Genomic DNA, 21,074 nt, shown 5'->3' with positions numbered 1-21,074 from the left:
CTCCCGAAAACGATACACCCGTCGACTCCTAAGCCGTGCCAATGAGTCTCCGGGCGGGTGACTGGCGGGAGCGTATCGACGACATCGACGCCGCACTCATCGACGGGTTCCAGAGCGGGTTTCCGATTCGTGAACGCCCCTTCGACGCCGTCGGCGAGCGGCTCGGTATACCGGCCGACGAGGCCCTCGACCGCGTCGAGTCGCTCCGGGACGACGGTATCTTCCGGCGCTTCGGTGCCGTGTTGAACCCGCCGGTCATCGGTTCCTCGACGCTGGCCGCGGTGTCGGTCCCCGAGGCCCGCTTCGACGAGGTCGCCGCCGTCGTCAACGACTACCGGCAGGTCAACCACAACTACGCCCGCGACCACGAGTGGAACATGTGGTTCGTCGTCACCGCCGGCTCCCGCGAGAAGCGCGACGAGATTCTCGCCGACATCGAGGCCCGGACCGGCTGTTCGGTGCTCGTGCTCCCGATGCTGACCGACTACTACATCGACCTTGAGTTCCCCGTCGTCAACAGCGACAGGTTCGCCCGGGAGACACGCCCGGAGGGCGATTCGCCGGACGAGCGAGCGAGGGACCCCCAGGCCCGGATGGAGGGCACCGACGCCAGCGCCACCCGCATCAGCGAGGACGCCGCGGCCGACTTCTCCCCGCTCGACCGCCGGCTCCTGCTCGAGATACAGGACGGGTTCCCGCTCTCGGCGACGCCCTACCGGGACATCGCGGCCGCCGTCGGCGCCGACGTAGACGACGTACTCGCGGCCATCGAGGGGCTTCTGGACGACGGCTGTGTCAAGCGAATCGGCTGCGTGGTCAACCACATCACCACCGGGTTCGACAACAACTGCATGGTCGTCTGGGACGTCCCCGACGACCGGCTCGACGAGCTCGGCGAACGCGTCGGGACCTTGCCCTACGTCACGCTGTGTTATCACCGGCCGCGCCGCCCTGAACAGGACTGGCCCTACAACCTCTTTACCATGATTCACGGCCGGGACGCCGACGCCGTCGACGAGAAGATAGACGAGCTCTCGACGGCGTATCTGCCCGTCGACCACGACCGGCTCTACTCCACGGCCACGCTCAAACAGACGGGCGCCCGCTACGACGATATCGTGGGGGAGTGACCCAGCGGGACGACAGGGGGAGGAGTCCGAACGGTAGCGTCACGCCGTGGTGTTCGCCATAACGTTTTTGCGACCCTTGTGTCTCCTGTAAGCCGAGACAATGTCAGAACCCGGGGGGCACAGATACTCGTCGTCGACGACGATGTCGACGTGGCGGAGACGTACGCATCGCAGCTGGACGGTGAGTACGCGGTCGAAACGGCCTACAGCGGACCGGCGGCGCTCGAAGCGCTCTCGCCGTCGGTCGACGTAGTGTTGCTTGACCGGCGGATGCCGAAGCTGTCGGGCTGTGAAGTGCTGGACGCCATCCGCGAACGCGGGCTGGCGGCGCGCGTCGCGATGGTGACCGGGGAGGAGGCCGACTTCGATATCATCGAGATTCCCTGTGACGACTACGTCCAGAAACCGGTCACCGAGAAGGCGCTTCGGGGGACGGTCGCCCGTCTCGTTCGGTGTCTCACCTACGACGAGCGGGTTCGGGAGTACTACGCGCTGACGGCCAAACGGGCCGCCCTCGTCGAGAGCAAGTCCCTCGAAGAGCTGGCCGAGAGCGAGCAGTTCGGCGAGCTCGAAGCCGACATCGAGGCGGCGGAAGCGGCGCTGTCGGAGCTGGTGGCCGGCTTCGACCCGACGGACTTCGACCGGGCGTTCCGGGACATCGGGCGGTCCCGACCGCGAGCGGAGACGGGGTGAACCCGCGCCCGGACCCGGTCGCCCCGCTCCCCCGGCGGCCGGCAGAGCCGTCTATTCGCGGCCTGTGGGTTCCGAAAGCACTAACCGAGTCTCGTCCTAAGCGGGGCCAATGAGTCAGCAACTCCCGGACGTGCAGGCGACGAGTCCGGACGTGACGGTCGGTCTCAACCGCGTCGGTGTCACCGGTGTCGAGAAGCTCGTCAAGCTGGGCCGGCGCGACCGGGACCCGATCGTGCTCATGGCGGAGTTCGAAGTGTTCGTGGACCTCCCCTCCTGGCGGAAGGGGGCGGACATGTCCCGGAACATGGAAGTCATCGACGAGACGCTCGAAACCGCGGTCTCCGAGCAGGCCTACCGTGTCGAGGACGTCTGTGGGGACGCCGCCGAGCTTCTCCTGGAGAAACACGACTACACCACGAAGGCGGAAGTCCGGATGGAAGCCGACTACGTCACACACGAGTCCACGCCGGCCAGCGAGATGGCCACCCAGTCGACGGCGACCATCATCGCCTCGGCGACGGCCACCGACGACGGCACCAGCGAGGAGATCGGCGCACAGGTCACCGGGATGACCGTCTGTCCCTGCTCGCAGGGGATGTCGGCGGCCCGCGCCCGCGAGACGCTCCAGCAGATGGCCGTCGAGGACGAAGTCATCGACGAGTTCCTCGAGAAGATGCCCCAGGCCGGTCACTCCCAGCGGGGCCACGCCACGCTGACCGTCGAGAGCGACGGGGCCCCCGAGGTCGACCTCAACGAGCTCATCGAGGTCGCCCGCGACTCCATGAGCGCCCGCATCTACAACCTCGCGAAACGGCCCGACGAGGACCACATGACCTTCGAGGCCCACAAGGACGCGAAGTTCGTCGAGGACTGTGTTAGGGCGCTGGCCGAGGGCGTCGTCGAGCGGTTCCCGGACCTCCCCGACGAGGCCGTCGTCTACATGGAGCAGTCCAACGACGAGTCCATCCACCAGCACAACGCCCACGCCGAGCGCGTCGCGAAGCTGGCGGACCTGCGCGAAGAAGTGACGGACGAGGGGTAGCGGCGGCGTTCTTCTCAGGGCGGGCCGACGGGCGTCGCCTCGGCCCAGTGTTCGGCGAAGGCCTCGCTGACATCGGCGGTGAAGGAGGGGTCTTTCAGGTCGATGACGCCGAACGTCTCGTCCCGCCCGAGCGGGTGCGGGACCTCGATACACACCTCGGTGTCGTCGATGAGTTCGAACGTCGTCGAGACGCGCTGGCTGTAGCGGGCGCTGTAGTTGTCGTAGGCGGAGAGGCGCTCGTAGTACGCGCGGTTGGCCCCCTCGGGGAGCCGGTCGAAGAGGTCCCGTTCGACGAGCAGGGAGACGTCGACGCCCCGTTCCAGGGCGGCGACCAGTTCGTCGACGACACGTTCGGTCGCCTCGACGATGTCGAGCTGCTGGGCGGGCGGGGCGCCGACCACGACGATGCGGTCGTCGGCGGCGGCCAGCCGCTCCAGCAGGAGGTTCAGCGTCTCCTCGGACCCGACGGCGGCGGTCCAGAAGGGCTCCTCGACGTGGTTGCCGGCCTCCAGTTGACCGTTCAGCTCCGAGACGATGTCCTCGTACTGCTTTGCCTTCGCTTCGAGGTCCGCCTTCTTGTCGTCTAGCAGCCGGTCCAGCGCCGTCTCGGGCTCGACAGCGACGTACTTCTTCGGCCGGCTGGCCGTCTGGCTGCGCACCAGCCGGTAGGTCTCCAGGCCGTTGAGCACGTCGTAGATACGCCCCATCGGCACGTCGCTGGCGCGAGAGAGCTCCTTGGCCGTCGTCGGCCCGGTGTCGAGCAGCGACCGGAACGCGCGGGCCTCGTACTCCGAGAGACCCAGATCGCGCAGGCTTGCCATACGCAACCCTATCGGCCGGTAGACAAAAACGAATCGGAGGTTTACTGTTTTAGGTAGTGGTCAGCGCCGTTTCGAGGTTGGCGGGCGTCTCGCCCTCGGCGGTGACGGTCCCGTCCTCGTACCGGCGGGCGACGCCGTCGCCGTCGGGGTCGGGCACCACGGTCGTCTCGTGGTCGGCCAGGCGGAGCGCGGCCCGGTGGAGGTCCGTCCCCGCTTCGGTGCCGACGACGAGCCGCTGTGGGTCCCGGAGCCGGGCGGCCACGCTCGCGTATCCGGCCACCTCGACGCCCATCCGCTCGGCCGCGCCCGCGAAGGACTCGACAGCGTCGCGGGCGGCTCGGCGGTATCGCTCCTCACCGGTCAGCGCCGCGAGGTCGACGAGGGCGTCGGCCAGCTCCACCGTGGTGTCAAGCGGATGGAGCGACCGGCCACAGAGGCCGACACCGGTGTTGGGCCCGTCGCGGAACGCGCCGCTCGGTTGCTGGCGGTGCTCGATAGTCCAGTCGGCGACGGCCGCGGCGGGGCCGGCCTCCCCCAGCACCTGCCAGCTGGTCGTCAGCCCCTGCAGGACCCCGGCCTGGTCGATGAGCAGCCCGCGGTGGCTGTCGGCGGCGTCGTCGTGAATCACCGCGCCGTCCCCGTCGACGAGCTGTGTGCAGACGTACTCACGCGCGCGTCGGGCGTGGCGCTCGGCCCGCTCGTCGTCCGTGTAAGCGTGGGCCCACAGCAGGCCGTCGACGGCGAGGCCGTTCCGGTCTGCGAAGACCGTCTCGTCGACGTGCGGGGCGTCGGCGTCCTCCCGGTCGGTCGGGCTCGCCTGGTAGTAGTCGTCGTCGCCGGCCTGGCTGCCCGCGAAGGCGTCCCCGGTCCAGAGGTCGGTCGTCAGGTACTCCACGGTCCGCATGGCCGTGTCCCGGTAGGCCTCGGTGCCGGTGTAGCGGTATCCGTGGGCGAACGCGCGCACGAGCGCGGCGTTCTCGTCCAACAGCTTCTCGCGGCGCGGGTTCGACCAGTCCCGCCCCGTCGCGTAGCGGTAGAAGCCGCCGTCGTAGGTGTCGAGCAGGTGGGTCTGGATGGCTTCGAGGGTACGCGTGGCCTGGTCGCGAGCCCGGACGAGGGCGAACTCGACGGTCCGGGCCAGCGGGAACTTCACGTCCGACCCCCAGCCGCCGAACTCGTCGTCGAACGAGCCCAACAGCTGTTCGACCATGTGCTCCTCGATGCGCGGGCGTAACTCGCCGGCCGGCGGCGCCTCGTCCTGGAGCTGGCGCGGGACCGAGCCCGCCGCGGCCCCCTTCGCGTCCCACGACTCCCGCACGGAGTCGAGGATGCCGCGAAAGCCGTCGGGTCCGAGGAACGTCGAGCCGCTGATGACCTCGCCCGACGGCGTCAGGAACACCGTCGACGGGAACCCGCCCATCGTGTAGCGTTCCCTGACCAGCGGGTTCCGGTCGGCGTCGACTCTGACCGGCACGAACCCGTCGTTGATGTTGGCCGCGATGCGTGGCTCGCCGAAGACGCCCCGGTCCATCGCCCGACACTCCGGGCTCCAGGGCACCGACAGCGAGAGCAAGAGCGGCTTGTCGCCGTCGGCGGCCCGCTCGAACGCCTCGGGCCCCCACTCGCGCCACTCCACTTTCGTCTCCGCCACGAATTCGTCCATACCGGCTGTCGGTGGTGGGCACACATAGGGGCTGTCACTCCGACTAGTTCTGCCAGGTGTCCGAGCGGCTGGCGGACGTACTACTGCGAGGCGGTATGCAGTACGGACCGCCCATGTGAACACTGCGCACAATAGCTGGAAAGCCCCGGCGGGCCTTCCCGGCTGTCAGTAACCGCCGCCAGTCAGCCGTCGACTGAGCGACGAAAGACCGAACTGTCGGCCACACGAACGCCGTGTAATGGCAAGCCAGGAGGCGGACCACCCCGGCCCGGTCACGCCCGGCGACGAGCCGCCGCGCCCGGGCCGCGTCCCGGTCGTCGACAACACGCTCTCGATGCTGCGGGACCCGCTGGGGTTTTACGACCGCGTGGGCGCGATGGACGCCGACGTGGTGGGGTACAACGTCGCGGGGACGACGGGCTACTTCGTCACCCATCCGGACCTCGTCGAGCGGATACTCGTCACCGACGAGGGCAACTACGAGAAGGGCGCCCTGCTCCAGCGGTCGCTCGGGGAGTACATCGGCGAGGGGCTCTTTCTGCTCGAGGGCGAGGAGTGGAAGGAGCAACGCACCGCCCTCCAGCCCGCCTTCTACCGGGAGAAGATAGCGGCCTACGGCGACTCGATGACGGACTTCGCCGCCGCGACCGGTGAAGGCTGGACCGACGGTGAGCGGGTCGACGTCCTGCCCGCGATGCGCGAGTACACCCTGCGCGTCCTCGGGAAGACGCTGCTCGACGTGGACATCGACCGCACCGCGGCCGCGTTGGAGCCGTTGCTGTCGGCGCTCCGGGCGCGGCTGGACCCCCGCTCGCTGTCGGCCTACGTCCCGCTGGCCGTGCCGACTCCGACGAACCGGCGGGTCCGCTCGGCCCGCGCGGACTTCGAGGCGACGCTGGACGACATCATCGCCGAGCGCCGGGCCGAGAGCGCCGCCGACCGCGAGGCCCGCGACGACGTCCTCTCGCTGCTGTTGTCGCTGGACGAGGCGACGATGAGCCGGGAGCGGCTCGGACACCAGCTACTTACCTTCCTGGTGGCGGGCCACGACACGACGGCGCTGACCCTGACCTACGCGTGGTTCCTGCTGGGCCACCACCCCGAGCGCCAGCGGAAACTCCACGACGAACTCGACTCGGTGCTGGGCGGGGCGGACCCGACCCCAGCGGACCTCTTCGAGCTCCCGTATCTCGACGACGTACTGACGGAGGTACTGCGGCTGTATCCGCCCGCGTTCACCACGTTCCGCCAGCCCACAGAGTCGGTGACGCTGGGGAGATACGACATCGACCAGGACGCCCAGTTGACGATTCCCCAGTGGCTCGTCCACCGTGACGGACGCTGGTACGACGACCCCGACGCCTTCCGCCCGGAGCGGTGGACCGACGCCTTCGAGTCGCAACTCCCCGACTACGCCTACTACCCCTTCGGCGGCGGCCCCCGCCACTGCATCGGCATGCGGTTCGCCCGCATGGAGGCGAAACTCGCCATCGCGACCCTCGCCGGGCGCTACCGCTTCGAGACCGTCACCGACCCGCCGCTGGACCTCGCGATGCGCATCACGCTCTCGCCCACCAAACCAGTCGAGGTCCGGGTTCACGAGCGGTAGCGGCGGCCGCCGTTTCGCGTCGCGGTTTCTCCAGCCGGTCGACTCCCTGCTGCTTGCGGGTCGGTACGCTCCCCACTGCGCGTTTCCGAGGCGCTCGTTCCGTTCGCGACCTCGCTGCTCGCGGCTCGTTACACTCGCCGCTGCGCTTTGTCGAGACCTCCCGCCGGCTGGTCTCACTATCCAAAAGCGTTTGAGCCCGGCCCTGCAAGCGGGGATATGCTCCGGGCAATCGCCCTGTTGTTGCTCATTCCGCTGTTCGACGCGGTGCTGCTCGTCGCGCTCGCGACGGGCGTCATCTATCCGGTCTCGCCGCTGGTCATCGTGGCGCTGGTCGTCCTCACGGCTCTGGTGGGGATGCTACTCGTGCGGGCGGAGGGCCGGACCACGCTCCGGAAGATACAGCAGAAGCTCGCGACCGGCGAGGTGCCGACCGACGAGCTCATCGACGGCGGGCTGTTGGTCGCCGCCGGCGCGTTCTTCCTCACGCCCGGCCTCGTCACGGACTTCGTCGGCCTGCTGCTCGCGGTCCCCATCACCCGCATCCCGATTCGCGCGGCGGTGCGTCGGTGGGTCGTCCGCCCCTACATCGACGCCAAGACCGGCGGCTTCGCCTCCGGCCAGGTGTACATCGGCGGGTTCCCCAACCAGGACAGCGCGGCCGACACCGGCGCTGGCGGCCCGAGCGGCTCTACCGGCGGCGACGGCAGCGGCTTCGACCCCGACGAGGCGACCGACGTGGACTTCGAGGAGCGAGAGGACAGCTGACACGCGCTCGACAGTAGACTCCCCTGGGGCGGTTTCACACTGCCGGTGGTGAAACGTCACCCTTTTCTATACCCCTCGGGAATAATCGAACGCGCTCACCAGGGCCAATAGCTCAATCAGGTTGAGCGCTCGGCTGATAACCGGGAGGCTCTCGGTTCAAATCCGAGTTGGCCCACTCCAACCGACGGCTCGGCCGTCATTGGGGTCAAAACTCCCCGGCCAATTCATCTTCGGTCCGAACTGTTCTGAGTGGCTAGTCCGTGGTACGACCAGCCAAGCAGGCCTCGTGTGATTGCAGGGGCAGCGGGAAACAGCGGCGATAGGAGCGCCGACGGACAGCACAAAATCAGTGGTGTCGGTAGGGGCGCGGTTCGGTTGCGACGGACCCATCACGATGCCACGTCTGGTCCGGGAAGTCCCGTTCTGGGTCGGATTTTGTTCTCCGACAGTCATAAGTTATTTACAGGTATCCGAGAATTGCTACGGTGACATGATAGAAGCAGCACTTCGGTACCAGACTCAGGGCGAGGATTGGATCAAACGGGTCGGAATCGGCGGCGTACTCCTGTTTTTCTTCTGGCTGTTCATCCCGATTCTCACCGTGTACGGCTACATGATGGAGGTCATCCGGCAGGTCCTCCGCGGTGACAAGTCGAACCCGCCGAAATGGGGCGATTTCGACATGGTCAGCCTCACAATCCAGGGGGCCAAGGCGTTCGCGATACTGTTCGCCTACGGTATCGTCGTCGGCCTCGTCGCCGGGATTCCGTCGGCGGTCCTCTCGTTCATCGGGGCCCTGATCGGCAGCCAGATCTTCTCCCTGCTGGGGTCCTTGCTCGGGTTCGTGCTGAATCTGGTCGCGAGCCTCCTGGTGGCCATCGTGGCGCCGGTGGTGCTGTCGAACTTCGTCCTCAAGGACGAAATCGCGGCCGGCTTCGACATCGACGTGCTAAGGCAGGTCGGGACGAGCGGGACGATGCTGCGGGCCGTCGGGCTCGCCATCGTCGTCAGCATCCTCATGCAGATAGTCAGCGCCATCGTCGGCATCACCATCATCGGCCTGTTCGTCGTCCCGTTCATCTTCTTCGTCGGCTTCTCGGCCATCGTCTTCGTCTGGGCGACCGGCTTCGCCGACGCCTACCGCGAGGAGATCGGCGAACTCCCGGAGATTCCGGACGGCCCGGTCAAGCCGGGCGTCGAACAGCAGACTGCGGCCGGCACCACGGCGGCCAGTGAGGAACCGACCGCCGCGGACGAGGACGCGGCGACGACCGCCGATACGCCCGCCGACATCGCCGACACGAACAACGAGTCCGAGGGGACGGACGAGGACAGGGGACCGGACCCGACCGACGACGAACGCTGGGACTGAAGGCAGCGAAGGCAGTTATCGCGACCCCGTCACGCCCAGTTACGAGCGAGCTACCGTTATTTGACCGCCCGAGTCCGGTAGCAAGTCGAAGCGCGTAAGACACCACCGGGTGTGGTGGCAATTATGACCTCCGACGCCGCCGAGCCACACAGGAACGCCGAGCAGGACGTCATCGCGGTCGACGCCGACGACAACCCGCAGGGGACTGTCAACCGTCTGGACGCCCACACCGGCGACGGCATCCGTCACCGCGCGTTCACCGCCCTGCTGTTCGACGAGGACGGGAACGTCTTGCTGGCCCAGCGGGCCGCCGACAAGCGCCTCTGGGACACCCACTGGGACGGCACCGTCGCGTCCCATCCCGTGGAGGGCCAGACGCAGGTCGAGGCGACCGAGGAGCGCCTCGAAGAGGAACTCGGCGTCACCCCGGACCAGTACGACGACCTCCGGGTGACCGACCGCTTCGAGTACAAGCGGTACTACGAGAATGCCGGCCTGGAGTGGGAAGTGTGTGCGGTCCTGCAGGCGACGCTGACGGACACGTCGCTGTCACCGAACCCCGAGGAGGTCGACGGGCTCATGTGGGTCCCCTACGACCGCCTGGACCAGCACCCGGAGTACTACCGACAGCTCCGGCTCTGCCCGTGGTTCGAAATCGCGATGCGCCGCGACGAGGAACGGTAGCCCGGTCCGTCCGACAGCGTCAGACCGTCGGCGAACCGTCCGCGGCCGAGTCGTCGGTCACTGAGTCGGTCGCCGTCGACCCGTCTCGCGGTGGTTCGCCCGCCGACCGGTCGTCGACGGTCGACGGCCCCGTCGCCGCCGGGAGCTCTATCTCGACGGTCGTCCCCGGGCCGTCGACAAAGGAGAGCGTACCGCCGACGTTACGGACGACCCACTTCACGAGCCAGAGGCCGACCCCGGAGCCGTGCTGGAGGGGCGTCTCCTCGCCGGCCAGGATGACGTCCCGCTCGTGGTCGGCGATACCGGGCCCGTCGTCGCTGACCCGAACGACGACCCCCTCGTTCCGCACGGAGACCGCGATATCGACGTTCGGCGCCCCATCGCTGTGCTCCACAGCGTTGTCCAGCAGTTCCTCGAAGGCGAGTGAGAGCGCCGGCGAGCCGTCGACCCAGCACGCATCGGGGCAATCAAGTGTGACATCCGCCCGGGGGTAGCGGTTCCGGGCCTCGGCGACGACGGTCCCCAGTAACTCCGGCAGTCGGACCGGCTCGGCGCGCTCGCGTTCGAGCGCCTCGGAGACGCGGCCGATCTTGTTGCTCCGGTCGACGATGCCGTCGACGGTCCGGACGATGCGGTCGATGCGGTCCCGCTCGGCCGGGTCGACGCTGTCGGCGAGCAGGTCGGCGTTGCCCCGGACCACGTTCATCTCGTTGCGGATGTCGTGTCTGAGCAGTCGGTTGAGCACGTCGATGCGCTGCTCGCGCTGGCGGCGGTCCGTCACGTCGCGGAGGCTGACGAGGTGGCCCGAGACGACGCCGTAGGAGCGGTACAGCGGGGTGATGCGAACGTCGTAGTAGCGGACGGCGCCGTCGTGTTCCAGGCGGGTCTCCGTCTGTGCGCGCTCGCCCGCTTCAGGTACCGTCTCGGCCAGGTCGGGCAGTTCGGCGGCCAGTTCACGGCCCGAGAGCGCGGCCGGGTCCGCCGAGAACAACGCGGTGGCGGCGTCGTTGACGTCGACGATACGGCCCGCCTCGTCGACGATGACGACCGCATCGTCCATCTCGGTGAACACCGCTTCCTGCCCCAGGTCGCGTGTGACCGGGGCGACGTCCAGGAGCTGCCCCCGCAACAGCGCCCCCGACAGCACCACGCCGGAGACGACATAGCCCAGGCTCGTCGGGTCGAAGCGGGCGGGCACCAGGTCCAGCGCGTGGACGGAGTGACCGACCGTCGGGACGGTGATGGCGGCGAGCAGTGCGAGTACCTGCCCCTGGAAGCGGTCGGTGGTCCGCAGCATCGTCCGGATGAGGAGCGCGCCGCCGGCCAGTATCAACACGAGCATGTACGCGAGATGCCCCCAGCGGGTCAGCCCCCAGACCGGCACGAGCGTGGAGGTCTCGGCGCTTGTCACAACAGACCCACCGCGCCAGACGAGCCGGTGGGCGGCGTTCGACCACACCAGCGTGACGAAGACTGCGGGCTCTACCAGCAACAGCGCGACCCGCCTGCGGGTGAGCCAGTGGGGGTGCCCGGTGTATTCGAGGACCGTCACGAGCCACGCGACGGGGATGACGACCGAGAGCGTGAGCTGTATCTGGAGCAGACGCTCCATCAACACCACGCCGGGGACCGCGAGTTCGAGCCCGTGTGCGACGGCCCAGAGGCTGGCCGCGACGACGAAGGCCGCCAGCGGGCCGGCGCCCGGTCGGTCGCGGTGGAGCCAGACCAGAGCGGCCACGCCCATCCCGACCACCGCGGCCAGCAGAACCACCGCGAGGGAGGCCGAAACCATTTGATTCGGAGGTGGGAGGACGCCTGTATAAACGTTCGCGGCCCAGTATCGACTCCGATACTACGGACGGCGGTCCCGGGACATCTGTCGGACGGGCACCGCGACGACCCGGCTACGACCGGCGTGAGCGCAGCGCCGACCACACCGCGACGGCCCCCAGCAGGAACGCCGGGACCAGCGGCAGGGCCAGATAGGCCGCACGGAGCGTCAGCCCGAGCGAGCGGACGACGGACTGTGCGGCCGGCAGGAGCAGGATGGCGACGGGGACGACGAGAAAGCCCACGAGCACCATACCCACGAGTATCCACCCCTCGGTGCCGAACTCCTCGCCGGTCTCGGCCTGGCGGGGCGGTTCACCGCTCGGCCGGTGGACGTAGCTATCGCGGTCACCGTCGTCGGCCGCGTCGCTATCCATCGAACGCACCTGCCTGCGCGGCGGGCCCGCGCGAGCGCGGGGGCCGCGCGAACTCCGATTCCCGGACAGCGACCTGAACTGCCTGCATGGCTCACCGTCGGGTCAGCGGGCGCAAAACACTGGCGGTCCGAGACACACCTGCGGAGGACGGTCCCGTGTCGGAACAGCGCCGCTCAGACGTCTGTCAGCGGCTCCGGCCGGCTGATTTCGAGGCGGCTGACACGGTGGTCGTGCCGGTGCTTGTGGGTCTCGCGTTTCCCCGCCGCGGCCCTCGGAGACGTGTAGAGCCCCTCGAACGGGCATTCGTGACACACCACGTGGATTACCCCTTCCATACCACATTTCTCTGCCGAAGTTCGCATAAATTTTCCGTATTATTCGCCACAACTATCGGCCGTCAGGAGCGCCCAGCGCGTCGGGGGAACTGTTTACTCGGCGTGGCCCGTTGTCCCGACATGGTCGATTTCCAGTCCCGCGATACGCGCCGTGGCCCCACCGACGACGCGGACTCGTCGTCGGAGACCGCAGACGCAAGCGAGGACGACGCGGATGCGGACGAGGAGCCCTCGGAGCCGGACGAGGACACCGTCACCGAGACGGCCGACGCTGGGGCGGACGGAGCCGGCGACCCGCTGGCCGAAGACGGCACTACCGAGATGGACGACGCTGGGGTAGGGAAAGCCGACGACCCGCTGGCCGAGGACGCCACCACCGAGACGGCCGACGCTACGGAGCAAGGTGTCGGGGACCCGCTGGCCGAGGACGCCACCACCGAGACGGACGACGCTACGGCGGCGGACCCGCTGGCCGGAGATGCAAGACCGGACGAGGCGGGGGCGGCCGATACCGGCGCGGACAGGTCCGGGTCAACAGACGCCGCTGCACAGGTGACCGACGCGGAGGCGGCCGACCCGCTCGGGGAGCCGGCCGGGGGAGACGAGTCGGCAGGGACCGAGGCGGACGCCACGGGGAGCGGGCCGGAACAGCCAGCGACCGACGCGGCGCCACAGGCCGCACCCGCCCGGTCCGTCGACGTGGCCGTCGTGACGGTGTCCGGCGACCGGGAATCCCTCGAAGACACCGTGGCGGCGGCCTTCGAGACGGCCGGGCACGCGGTCGTGCGGCGCGAGCGGCTGCGTGGCGGCTACGACGGCATCCAGGAGATGGTCGACACGCTGGTCGGCCGCGAGGCCGTCGACGTCGTCGTCACGGTCGGGGGCGTCGGGCTGTCGGCCGACGAGATGGCCGTCGAGGCGGTCCACCCGCTGCTGGAGAAGGCGCTGCCGGGCTTCGGCGAGGCGTTTCGCTCCCGGCTGGCCGACCACGTCGGCACCGGTATCGTGGGCGTCCGGTCGGCGGCCGGCGTCAGCGACGGGACGCTCGTCTTCTGTCTGCCCGGCGACGCCGAGGCGGCGGCGCTGGCTGTCAGGGAGATTCTGGCCACCGAAGCGCCGGTACTGGTCGACCAGCTCGACGGGTAACCGTCGCTCAATCTCGTTTACGCCCTTACGTTTCACTCGTTTTAACCCGATTTTTCCCGGCGAGCGAATCGAGCCCAGTTCCGGCCGTTCGTCCGTTTTACGTCGGCAAAAATCCGGTTTCAAACCGTACAAACGGTCTAAATCGGCGTTAACCACGACCCCCCTTCAAGTGCCTCTCGGCAGATGGACCGATTGCAATGTCCGACCGCTCTGCGACCCGACGCAACGTCCTCCGAGGTATCGGCGCGTCACTGACAGCGGCGATAGGCACCACGGCCCTCTCCGGGAGCGCCATGGCGGGTAGCGGCTGGGAGTCCGTCAGCGCCCCCACGGGCAACACGCTCCACGACGTGGAGTACGCCGACGCCGGCGCCTACGCCGTCGGCGGCGGCGGTATCGTCCTCGAACGCACCACCGAAGGGTGGGAGAAGGTCCTCGACGGCGGCCCGACCGGAAACGGCAACAACATCTACGGCGCGGACGTCACCGACGACGGCCAGGCGCTCTGGTTCGTCGGTAGCTCCGGCGCCATCGGCGAGTACGACATCTCGACGGGCGTCGTCACCGACCACAGCGCGCCCAACGACGCGACCAACAACTTCAACGACATCTCGGTGACCGGCGCGGCCGGCGAGGCGAACGTCTACGTCGCCGGCGACTCCGGGAAGCTGTACTACTCCTTCGAGAACGGCGCGACCCAGCCCTGGGACTACGTGACGCCGGGCTCCGGGTCGGCCATCAACGCCGTCGACTTCTTCGGCGTCCGCTCGGGCCACATCGTCGACGGCAACAAGTCCGTCTTCCGGACACAGGACGGCTCGACGTGGAACAAGACCGGCCTGGCCGACGCCAACGTCAACTTCTACGGCGTCGATTCGGACGGCTTCGACGACGTCTGGGTCTCCGGTGGCGGCGGGATGGTCTTCCACTGGAACGGAGTCGAGTGGACCCCGACCGACACCGGCGACGCCGGACTGCGGGACATCGAAGTGACCGACGCCGACGGCGCCGGCCTCACGGTCGGCGGGGGCGGCGCGGTGTACGAACTGGCCGACGGCTGGACGCAGCGCCAGACCCCGACCGGCGCGAACCTGCAAGCCGTCGTCCGCGGCGCCACTGACATCGCCGTCGGCGCGGGCGGGGCCATCCTCGAGCGATAGCGCCCGCGCTTCGGCGTCGCCGTTATCCCCGTGGCGGGCGTAGTTCAGGTATGGAAACCATCGAGGTTCAGGGCACCTCGGTCCCCGCGCTCGGGCTGGGTACCTGGCAGCTGACCGGCCCGAGATGCACCGAGACGGTCGAAACGGCCCTGGAGCTTGGGTATCGCCACGTCGACACCGCCCAGGCCTACGGCAACGAGCGCCGGGTCGGCCTGGGCCTCGAAGCCGCCGACGTCGACCGCGAAGACCTCTTTCTCGTCACCAAGCTCGACGGCTCGAACCGGGACGCGAGGTCGGTACGGGAGTCGACCCGCGAGAGCCTGCACAAGCTCGGCACCGACTACCTCGACTGCCTGCTCATCCACTGGCCCAACACCCCGTGGATGGCGCCGCTCTCCGAGACCCTCGACGCCATGAACGGCCTCGTCGAGGAGGGGCTCGTCGAGCATATCGGCGTCAGCAACTTCTCGCCCGACCGCCTGGACCGGGCCCGCGAGCTCTCCGAGGCCCCTATCCTCACCGACCAAGTCCAGTACCACCCCTACTGGGACCAGCGGAAACTGCTGGACTACTGTCGCATCCACGACGTGCTCCTGACGGCGTACAGCCCGCTGGCGCGGGGCGGCGTGCTTTCGGACCCGGCGCTGGTCCAGGTCGGGAACCGCCACGGCAAGTCCCCCGCACAGGTCGCGCTGCGCTGGCTGGTCCAGCAAGCGGGCGTCGCCGCCATCCCCAAGGCCTCCAGCCGCGACCACCTGGAAGCCAACATGGCTATCTTCGACTTCGAGCTGACCGACGACGAGATGGCGTGGATTCGCAACCCCTCGAAGTCGAAGACGGCCGGCCAGTTCCTCAGGTCACAGCTGCCGTTCTGACCGTCGTTTCGAGCGAATTTTCCACCCGGGCGCCGAACCCCCGCTATGGTCACTCCGCTGGCCGACGATATCTGGTGGTACGACCTCGGAGGAACCAACGCCTACCTCGTCGACGACGGCGCCCTGACGCTCGTCGACACCGGGACGCGCTTTCACGCCAGCGACCTCATCGGCGGGCTCCGCGACGCGGGCTTCGAGCTGCGGGACCTCGACCGTATCCTCCTCACGCACTACGACGTGGACCACGTCGGCGGCCTCTCGGCCTTCGACGGCGTCGAGCTGACTATCCACGTCGGCGCGAGGGACGCCCCCTTCGTCGCCGGCGAGCGGAAGGCGCCGCTGTCGAACCACAAGGGGTTCGTCCAGCGACTCGGCCGCCCCCTCATCTCGACGCCCGACAACCCCGTCGAGCCGCTCGACGACGGCGACACCGTCGGCTCGTTCACCGTCTACGACACGCCCGGCCATACGCCGGGTCACGTCTGCTACGTCAGCGAGACGCTGTCGGCGGCGTTTCTGGGGGACCTCGTCGTCGAGCGGGGCGACGGGCGCTTTCACCCCTCGCCGTGGCTGCTGAGCTACGACACGGGCGATGTCGCACAGAGCATCCGCTCGCTGGCCGAGCGGGCGCCAGACTACGAGGTCGCCGGGATGGGCCACGGCGTCCCGTTCAAGACGGGCGGAAGCGAGCGGCTGGCGGACGCGGTGGGACGGCTCTGAAAACAGGCGCGGCGAGTCGCTACAGCTCTTCCGCGACCGCGTCGGGCCCGAGCAGGTCGGGGTCGACGACGAGGTCGGTCTGCCGGGAGGCGAAGTCGGGCAGCGAGCCCTCGGCGTAGACGACCACCCGTAGCTCGGGGTTGAGGTCCTTCGCGACCACGATGGAGGTGGCCTGGGACATCTCGGTCAGCAGGTACACCTCGGCGTCCATCACGCCGGCGTCCTCCAGCCCGGGGCGGTTGCCCACGTCGGCGACGGCGACGGTGTGGCCCTCGCTCTCCAGCGCCTCACGCATCCGTTCGGGGTCGTCCCCGACGAGCACGACGTTCATTCGTACTCGATGGTCGCGGGCGGTTTGTGCGTCACGTCGTAGACGACGCGGGCGACGTTCTCGTGGGCGCCCGTGATACGGCTCTGCATCCGCTGGAGGGTGTCCCAGTCGAGTTCCTGGGCGCGGGCGGTCATCCCGTCGCGGGATTCGACGGAGCGGACGGCGACGACCCAACCGTGGACGCGGTTGTCCCCCTTGACGCCCGTGGCCTTGCCGATGACGGCGGCCAGGGCCTGCCAGGGCTCGTACTCCTCCAGTTCCTCCTCGACGACGTGGTTGGCCTCGCGAGCGACTTCGAGTTTCTCCTCGGTGACCTCGCCGATGATTCGCACCGCGAGGCCGGGGCCGGGGAACGGCATCCGCTCGGAGATAATCTCCTCCAGGTCGAGCGCGCGGGCGACCTCGCGGACCTCGTCCTTGTAGAGGTCCCGCATCGGCTCGACGATGCCGTCGAAGTCGATGCGCTCGGGGAGCCCGCCGACGTTGTGGTGGGACTTGATGGTCCCCTCCGACTCGATGCGGTCGGGGTAGATGGTCCCCTGGACGAGGTAGTCGGCGTCGACCTCGCGGGCGACCTGTTCGAACTCCCGGATGAACTGCTCGCCGATGATGTGGCGCTTCTCCTCGGGGTCGGTCTCGCCGCCGAGTTCCTCGAGGAAGCGGTCCTTCGCGTCGACGATGCGCAGCGAGTCCATGTAGTCGAACGTCTCGCGAATCTCGTCGGTCTCGCCTTTCCGCATGAGGCCGGTGTCGACGTAGACGGCGGTGAGCTGGTCGCCGATGGCCTCGTAGGCCAGCGCCGCGGCCGTCGATGAGTCGACCCCACCGGAGAGGCCGATGACGGCGTTCTTGTCGCCGACCGCCTCGGAAATCTCCTCGATTTTCTCCTCGATGAACTCCTCGGGGTTCACCATCAGTGGCTCACCTCCGTCCCCGTGTCGTCGGGCGCGTGTGGTTCGTCGCCGAGGACGGCCTCCAGCAGGCCGACGAAGGGCGGGCTCGCACGCGTCGGTCGCGAGCGGAACTCGGGGTGGAACTGCGTCCCGATGAAGTAGGGGTGCTCCTCGGACGCGAGTTCGAGTATCTCCATACGGTTGGCAGAGCGCCCGGAGAACTTCAGCCCGGCGGACTCCAGTTCGTCGAAGTACTCGGGGTTGACCTCGTAGCGGTGGCGGTGTCGCTCCGTACAGGAGTCCCCGCCGTACAGCGCCGCGGCCAGCGTCCCGGGCTCGATGTCGGTCTCGTGGGCGCCGAGCCGCATCGTCCCGCCCATGTCCTCGACCTCGTACTGCTCGGGCAGGATGTCGATGACGGGGTGGGGGGTGTCCTCGTCGAGCTCCGCGGAGTGGGCGCCCTCAAGCCCGAGGACGTTGCGGGCGTACTCGATGACCGCGAGCTGGAAGCCCAGACACAGACCCAGGTAGGGCACGTCGTTCTCGCGGGCGTACCGGATGGCTTCGATTTTGCCCTCGGTCCCGCGGGTGCCGAAGCCGCCGGGGACGACGATGGCGTCGGCATCGCGCATCCGGCTCTCGTGGTGGTCGGGCATCTTCTCGGAGTTGACCCAGTGGACGTTGACGTCGACGTTCTTCTCCAGGCCGGCGTGTTTCAGCGCCTCGTGGACGGACATGTAAGCGTCCTCCAGGTCGTACTTGCCGACGAGCGCCACGTCGACCTCGCCGTCGGTCTGCTGGGTGACAAGTTCGCGCCAGCGGTTCTCGCGCTCGCCCTCGGGCAGGGCCTCGTCTTTGATGTCGAGTCGCTCCATGACGTACTCGTCTAGCCCCTCCTCCTCGACCATCAGCGGGACGTGATAGACGTCGTCGACGTCGGGGTTCGAGAAGACGGCGTCGGTGGGCACGTCACAGAACAGCGCTATCTTCTCCTTGGTGTCGATGTCGAGCTTGTCCGAACAGCGGCCGACCAGCACGTCCGGCTGGAGCCCGATGCTCCGGAGCTCCTTCACGGAGTGTTGGGTCGGTTTGGTCTTCTGTTCGCCGTTTTTCGAGTACGGGACGAGCGTCACGTGGGTGAAGAGGATGTCCTCCTCGTCCTCCTCGTGGGCGAACTGCCGCAGCGCTTCCAGGTAGGGCATCCCCTCGATGTCCCCGACGGTGCCGCCGACCTCGATGATACAGACGTCGTTGCCCTCGGCGGCCTCCCGGATGCGGCGCTTGATGTCGTCGGTGATGTGCGGGATAATCTGGACGGTGCGACCCAGGTAGTCGCCCGAGCGTTCCTTCTCGATGACGTGCTGGTAGGTCTTGCCCGTCGTGACGTTGTGGTCGAACGTCATGTCGATGTCCAGGAACCGCTCGTAGTTCCCCAGGTCGAGGTCGACTTCCCCGCCGTCCTTGAGGACGTACACCTCGCCGTGTTGGAAGGGGTTCATGGTCCCGGCGTCGACGTTGAGATACGGGTCAATCTTGACCGCGGTCACGTCGAACCCGGCGTTTTTCAGAAGGCGGCCCGTGCTGGCGGCAGTGATGCCTTTCCCCAGGCCTGACATCACGCCGCCGGTGACGAAGATGAACTTCCGACCCAGTTCCGGGTCGTAGTCCGTTTCGGGTTCGGTCGGCATACTGTCGGTGGCTCCCGTGCCCTCAAAACGGTTTCGGAGCGCGCTATCTTCGCCAGCGAGTGTCACTGGTACGGGCACAAGCCCCGAGCCGACCGTCCCGGGCCGGCGGGGGCGACGACGCCCGCTACGGGCGGACGGCCGGCCGTAACAGCGTCCGGGTGACCGCGACCAGGGCCGCAAGCGCCAGCGCTGAGAACACCGCGTCACCCGCCGAGGCGCCGACGGCGAGAAACAGCGCGAGACCGGCCAGAAAGCCGGCGGCGAGGGAGACGGCGCCGTGGCTGGCACGCCGGGCGAGCGGCGCTGGGCCGGCCGTTGCCATACGTGACTATTGTGCGGTATGTAGTATAAATATAGGGCCGGCAGCTGCCGGGTCACAGCCGGGTCGCCAGGAACCGTCCGACGAGGTGGCCGACCCGATTGAGGCCGCCGCGGAACTGGTGGGTCTCAGGGAGCCGCTCGACTGCGTGGCCCAGCGCCGCGGCGCGGTCGGCCACGGGCGCCCAGTCGACTGTGGTGTCGCGCTCGCCGACGACGACCTGACACGGACAGCCGACCGCGTCGAGCGCCTCGGCCTCGACGGCCGGCGCCAGGACCGAACAGGCGACGAGCGACGCGTCGGTTCGGGCGGCCGCCCGCAACGCCACACCGCCGCCGAAGCTGTAGCCGAACAGGCCGATGCGGTCGTAGCGGTCGGCGGCCCAGGCGATGGTTCGCTCGGCGTCGGTCGTACACAGCGCCGGGCCGCGCTGGTCGTCCCAGGGGCCGTAATCGAAGCGGAGACAGGCCGCGTCTGGGGCCAGCGCGTCGCTCACGGCCCGGAGCCGCGGGTCCGACCGGGAGCCGCCGTGCTGGGGATGGGGCGGGCAGGCGACGACGGCGGTGTCGGCGTCGGGGCGGTCCAGGCGCCCGGCGACCTCGCGGCCGCCGGGGACGACGACGGGGTCGCTCACGGCTGGACTGTCGGCCACAGGGACCGTGTAGCTGTCGACACGGCGACCCACACCCATGAAAGAAGTTTAAGGTCAGAGACCCGAACTGTGGGACATGGGAATCCTCTCGCGCGCATCGTACGTCATCAGGTCGAAGGTCAACGCCGTCCTGAACCGGTCGGAAGACCCGACGGAGACGCTCGACTACAGCTACGAACAGCTCCGCGACGAGCTACAGGACGTCAAGCAGGGCATCGCGGACCTGACGACCCAGAAAAAGCGCCTGGAGATTCAAAAGCGCCGCCTGGAGGAGAACGTCGAGAAGCACAACGACCAGGCCCGCCAGGCCGTCGAGCAGGACCGCGACGACCTGGCCCGGAAGGCCCTGGAGAAGAAAAAGCAGAAGATGAGCCAGATAGAGGAACTGGACGGCCAGATAGCGCAGCTCCAGTCCCAGCAGGACCAGCTGGTCGAGCAGAAGGACGAACTCCAGCGCCAGATAGAGCAGTTCCGGACGAAAAAGGAGACGATGAAGGCCCGCCACGAGGCCGCCAAGGCCTCCGTGCGGGTCAACGAGGCCATGACCGGGGCGGGCGAGGAGATGGAGGACGTGAGCCGAGCCATCGAGCGCGCGGAGGAGCGCACCGAGGACATGGAGGCCCGCTCGCAGGCGATGGACGAACTCCGGGAGGAGGGCGCCCTGGAGAACCAGCTCGACGACCGCAGCCAGCTGGACAAGGAGCTGGATGAGCTCCAGCAGGACGGCGAGGTCGACGCTGAGCTGGATACGCTGAAAGCCGAGATGGGCGAGGGGGGAGCGACCGACGACACCGACGACGCGAGCGAGGCCGTCGAAACGGAACTGGAAGCGGAGCTAGAGGACGATACCGTCGGCAGCGTCGACGACAGCGAGGTCGAGGCGGAGCTGGACGAGCTGAAAGACGAGGAGACGTAACCGGCTCGGCGAGCGCGGTTACCGGCCGGCGAGGAAGGTGACGGCGGTCCGCT

At 68.4% G+C, this 21,074-nt stretch carries 22 protein-coding genes and 1 tRNA gene; 13 read left to right on the top strand and 10 right to left on the bottom strand.

Annotated features, from left to right (window positions below):
• Nucleotides 1–41: 41 nt before the first annotated feature.
• The 3 genes from ahbB to mptA all read left to right on the top strand — a co-directional run bounded on the left by ahbB (nt 42) and on the right by mptA (nt 2,865).
• On the top strand, nt 42–1,130 hold the full coding sequence (ahbB, locus tag NJQ98_RS15910; RefSeq protein WP_262180459.1) for a siroheme decarboxylase subunit beta: 1,089 nt from the start codon (nt 42–44) through the stop codon (nt 1,128–1,130).
• Nucleotides 1,131–1,208: 78 nt separating this feature from the next.
• Nucleotides 1,209–1,823: a response regulator gene (locus NJQ98_RS15905; protein WP_262180457.1), complete on the top strand. Its 615-nt coding sequence runs from the start codon at nt 1,209–1,211 to the stop codon at nt 1,821–1,823.
• A 109-nt stretch (nt 1,824–1,932) separates the two neighbouring features.
• On the top strand, nt 1,933–2,865 hold the full coding sequence (mptA, locus tag NJQ98_RS15900) for a GTP cyclohydrolase MptA (protein WP_262180455.1): 933 nt from the start codon (nt 1,933–1,935) through the stop codon (nt 2,863–2,865).
• 14 nt (nt 2,866–2,879) lie between these two features.
• On the opposite strand, the gene NJQ98_RS15895 is transcribed toward mptA, so the two are convergent.
• Together NJQ98_RS15895 and NJQ98_RS15890 are read right to left on the bottom strand one after the other, a co-directional pair.
• The gene (locus NJQ98_RS15895; RefSeq protein WP_262180453.1) at nt 2,880–3,686 is read right to left on the bottom strand and encodes a TrmB family transcriptional regulator; all 807 of its coding nucleotides are present in this window, start codon (nt 3,684–3,686) and stop codon (nt 2,880–2,882) included.
• A 49-nt stretch (nt 3,687–3,735) separates the two neighbouring features.
• Nucleotides 3,736–5,349, bottom strand: a complete 1,614-nt coding sequence (locus NJQ98_RS15890; RefSeq protein WP_262180451.1) for a DUF255 domain-containing protein — start codon at nt 5,347–5,349, stop codon at nt 3,736–3,738.
• 238 nt (nt 5,350–5,587) lie between these two features.
• On the opposite strand from NJQ98_RS15890, the gene NJQ98_RS15885 reads away from it, so the two are divergent.
• From NJQ98_RS15885 to idi, 5 genes are all read left to right on the top strand, one after another.
• Nucleotides 5,588–6,958, top strand: coding sequence for a cytochrome P450 (locus NJQ98_RS15885; RefSeq protein ID WP_262180449.1), 1,371 nt, complete (start codon nt 5,588–5,590; stop codon nt 6,956–6,958).
• Between the two features lie 216 nt (nt 6,959–7,174).
• Nucleotides 7,175–7,723, top strand: coding sequence for an FxsA family protein (locus NJQ98_RS15880; RefSeq protein WP_262180447.1), 549 nt, complete (start codon nt 7,175–7,177; stop codon nt 7,721–7,723).
• A gap of 101 nt (nt 7,724–7,824) precedes the next feature.
• Nucleotides 7,825–7,898 (top strand) — tRNA-Ile (locus NJQ98_RS15875).
• A gap of 315 nt (nt 7,899–8,213) precedes the next feature.
• A complete protein-coding gene (locus NJQ98_RS15870; RefSeq protein WP_262180445.1) occupies nt 8,214–9,095 on the top strand; it encodes a DUF4013 domain-containing protein in 882 nt (293 codons plus the stop codon).
• Between the two features lie 123 nt (nt 9,096–9,218).
• Nucleotides 9,219–9,779, top strand: a complete 561-nt coding sequence (gene idi, locus NJQ98_RS15865) for an isopentenyl-diphosphate Delta-isomerase (RefSeq protein ID WP_262180443.1) — start codon at nt 9,219–9,221, stop codon at nt 9,777–9,779.
• 19 nt (nt 9,780–9,798) lie between these two features.
• Here idi and NJQ98_RS15860 read toward each other — a convergent pair whose 3' ends face one another.
• The 3 genes from NJQ98_RS15860 to NJQ98_RS15850 all read right to left on the bottom strand — a co-directional run bounded on the left by NJQ98_RS15860 (nt 9,799) and on the right by NJQ98_RS15850 (nt 12,321).
• The gene (locus NJQ98_RS15860) at nt 9,799–11,571 is read right to left on the bottom strand and encodes a histidine kinase N-terminal 7TM domain-containing protein (protein WP_262180441.1); all 1,773 of its coding nucleotides are present in this window, start codon (nt 11,569–11,571) and stop codon (nt 9,799–9,801) included.
• A gap of 112 nt (nt 11,572–11,683) precedes the next feature.
• On the bottom strand, nt 11,684–11,986 hold the full coding sequence (locus NJQ98_RS15855) for a DUF7977 family protein (RefSeq protein ID WP_262180439.1): 303 nt from the start codon (nt 11,984–11,986) through the stop codon (nt 11,684–11,686).
• Between the two features lie 173 nt (nt 11,987–12,159).
• Nucleotides 12,160–12,321, bottom strand: a complete 162-nt coding sequence (locus tag NJQ98_RS15850; RefSeq protein ID WP_262180437.1) for a hypothetical protein — start codon at nt 12,319–12,321, stop codon at nt 12,160–12,162.
• A gap of 120 nt (nt 12,322–12,441) precedes the next feature.
• Between NJQ98_RS15850 and NJQ98_RS15845 the strand changes: the two genes are divergently transcribed.
• The 4 genes from NJQ98_RS15845 (at nt 12,442) to NJQ98_RS15830 (ending at nt 16,222) form a co-directional block, all read left to right on the top strand.
• The gene (locus NJQ98_RS15845) at nt 12,442–13,467 is read left to right on the top strand and encodes a molybdopterin-binding protein (protein ID WP_262180435.1); all 1,026 of its coding nucleotides are present in this window, start codon (nt 12,442–12,444) and stop codon (nt 13,465–13,467) included.
• A gap of 197 nt (nt 13,468–13,664) precedes the next feature.
• Nucleotides 13,665–14,627, top strand: coding sequence for a WD40/YVTN/BNR-like repeat-containing protein (locus NJQ98_RS15840; protein WP_262180433.1), 963 nt, complete (start codon nt 13,665–13,667; stop codon nt 14,625–14,627).
• Nucleotides 14,628–14,677: 50 nt separating this feature from the next.
• The gene (locus NJQ98_RS15835; RefSeq protein ID WP_262180431.1) at nt 14,678–15,502 is read left to right on the top strand and encodes an aldo/keto reductase; all 825 of its coding nucleotides are present in this window, start codon (nt 14,678–14,680) and stop codon (nt 15,500–15,502) included.
• A 45-nt stretch (nt 15,503–15,547) separates the two neighbouring features.
• Nucleotides 15,548–16,222 carry an MBL fold metallo-hydrolase gene (locus NJQ98_RS15830; protein WP_262180429.1) on the top strand — a complete coding sequence of 225 codons (675 nt, stop codon included), beginning with the start codon at nt 15,548–15,550 and terminating at the stop codon, nt 16,220–16,222.
• 19 nt (nt 16,223–16,241) lie between these two features.
• Here NJQ98_RS15830 and NJQ98_RS15825 read toward each other — a convergent pair whose 3' ends face one another.
• The 5 genes from NJQ98_RS15825 to NJQ98_RS15805 form a co-directional block, all read right to left on the bottom strand.
• Nucleotides 16,242–16,553, bottom strand: coding sequence for a DUF7126 family protein (locus tag NJQ98_RS15825; protein ID WP_262180427.1), 312 nt, complete (start codon nt 16,551–16,553; stop codon nt 16,242–16,244).
• The gene (guaA, locus tag NJQ98_RS15820; protein ID WP_262180425.1) at nt 16,550–17,467 is read right to left on the bottom strand and encodes a glutamine-hydrolyzing GMP synthase; all 918 of its coding nucleotides are present in this window, start codon (nt 17,465–17,467) and stop codon (nt 16,550–16,552) included. The genes NJQ98_RS15825 and guaA overlap by 4 nt, the downstream gene beginning before the upstream one ends.
• Complete coding sequence (pyrG, locus tag NJQ98_RS15815; RefSeq protein ID WP_262180423.1) at nt 17,467–19,134, bottom strand: glutamine hydrolyzing CTP synthase; 1,668 nt, start codon at nt 19,132–19,134, stop codon at nt 17,467–17,469. The genes guaA and pyrG overlap by 1 nt, the downstream gene beginning before the upstream one ends.
• A 124-nt stretch (nt 19,135–19,258) precedes the next feature.
• Entirely contained in the window at nt 19,259–19,456 is a 198-nt protein-coding gene (locus NJQ98_RS15810; RefSeq protein WP_262180421.1) for a hypothetical protein, read from the bottom strand.
• A gap of 52 nt (nt 19,457–19,508) precedes the next feature.
• Complete coding sequence (locus tag NJQ98_RS15805; protein ID WP_262180419.1) at nt 19,509–20,087, bottom strand: dienelactone hydrolase family protein; 579 nt, start codon at nt 20,085–20,087, stop codon at nt 19,509–19,511.
• A 94-nt stretch (nt 20,088–20,181) separates the two neighbouring features.
• On the opposite strand from NJQ98_RS15805, the gene NJQ98_RS15800 reads away from it, so the two are divergent.
• Nucleotides 20,182–21,021 carry a PspA/IM30 family protein gene (locus NJQ98_RS15800; protein WP_262180417.1) on the top strand — a complete coding sequence of 280 codons (840 nt, stop codon included), beginning with the start codon at nt 20,182–20,184 and terminating at the stop codon, nt 21,019–21,021.
• Nucleotides 21,022–21,074: the final 53 nt, after the last annotated feature.

The organism is Haloarcula laminariae (assembly GCF_025457605.1).
Taxonomy (GTDB): Archaea; Halobacteriota; Halobacteria; order Halobacteriales; family Haloarculaceae; genus Haloarcula; species Haloarcula laminariae.
Note: the sequence above shows the minus strand (reverse complement) of the source record. Positions and strands in the feature narration are given on the sequence as shown.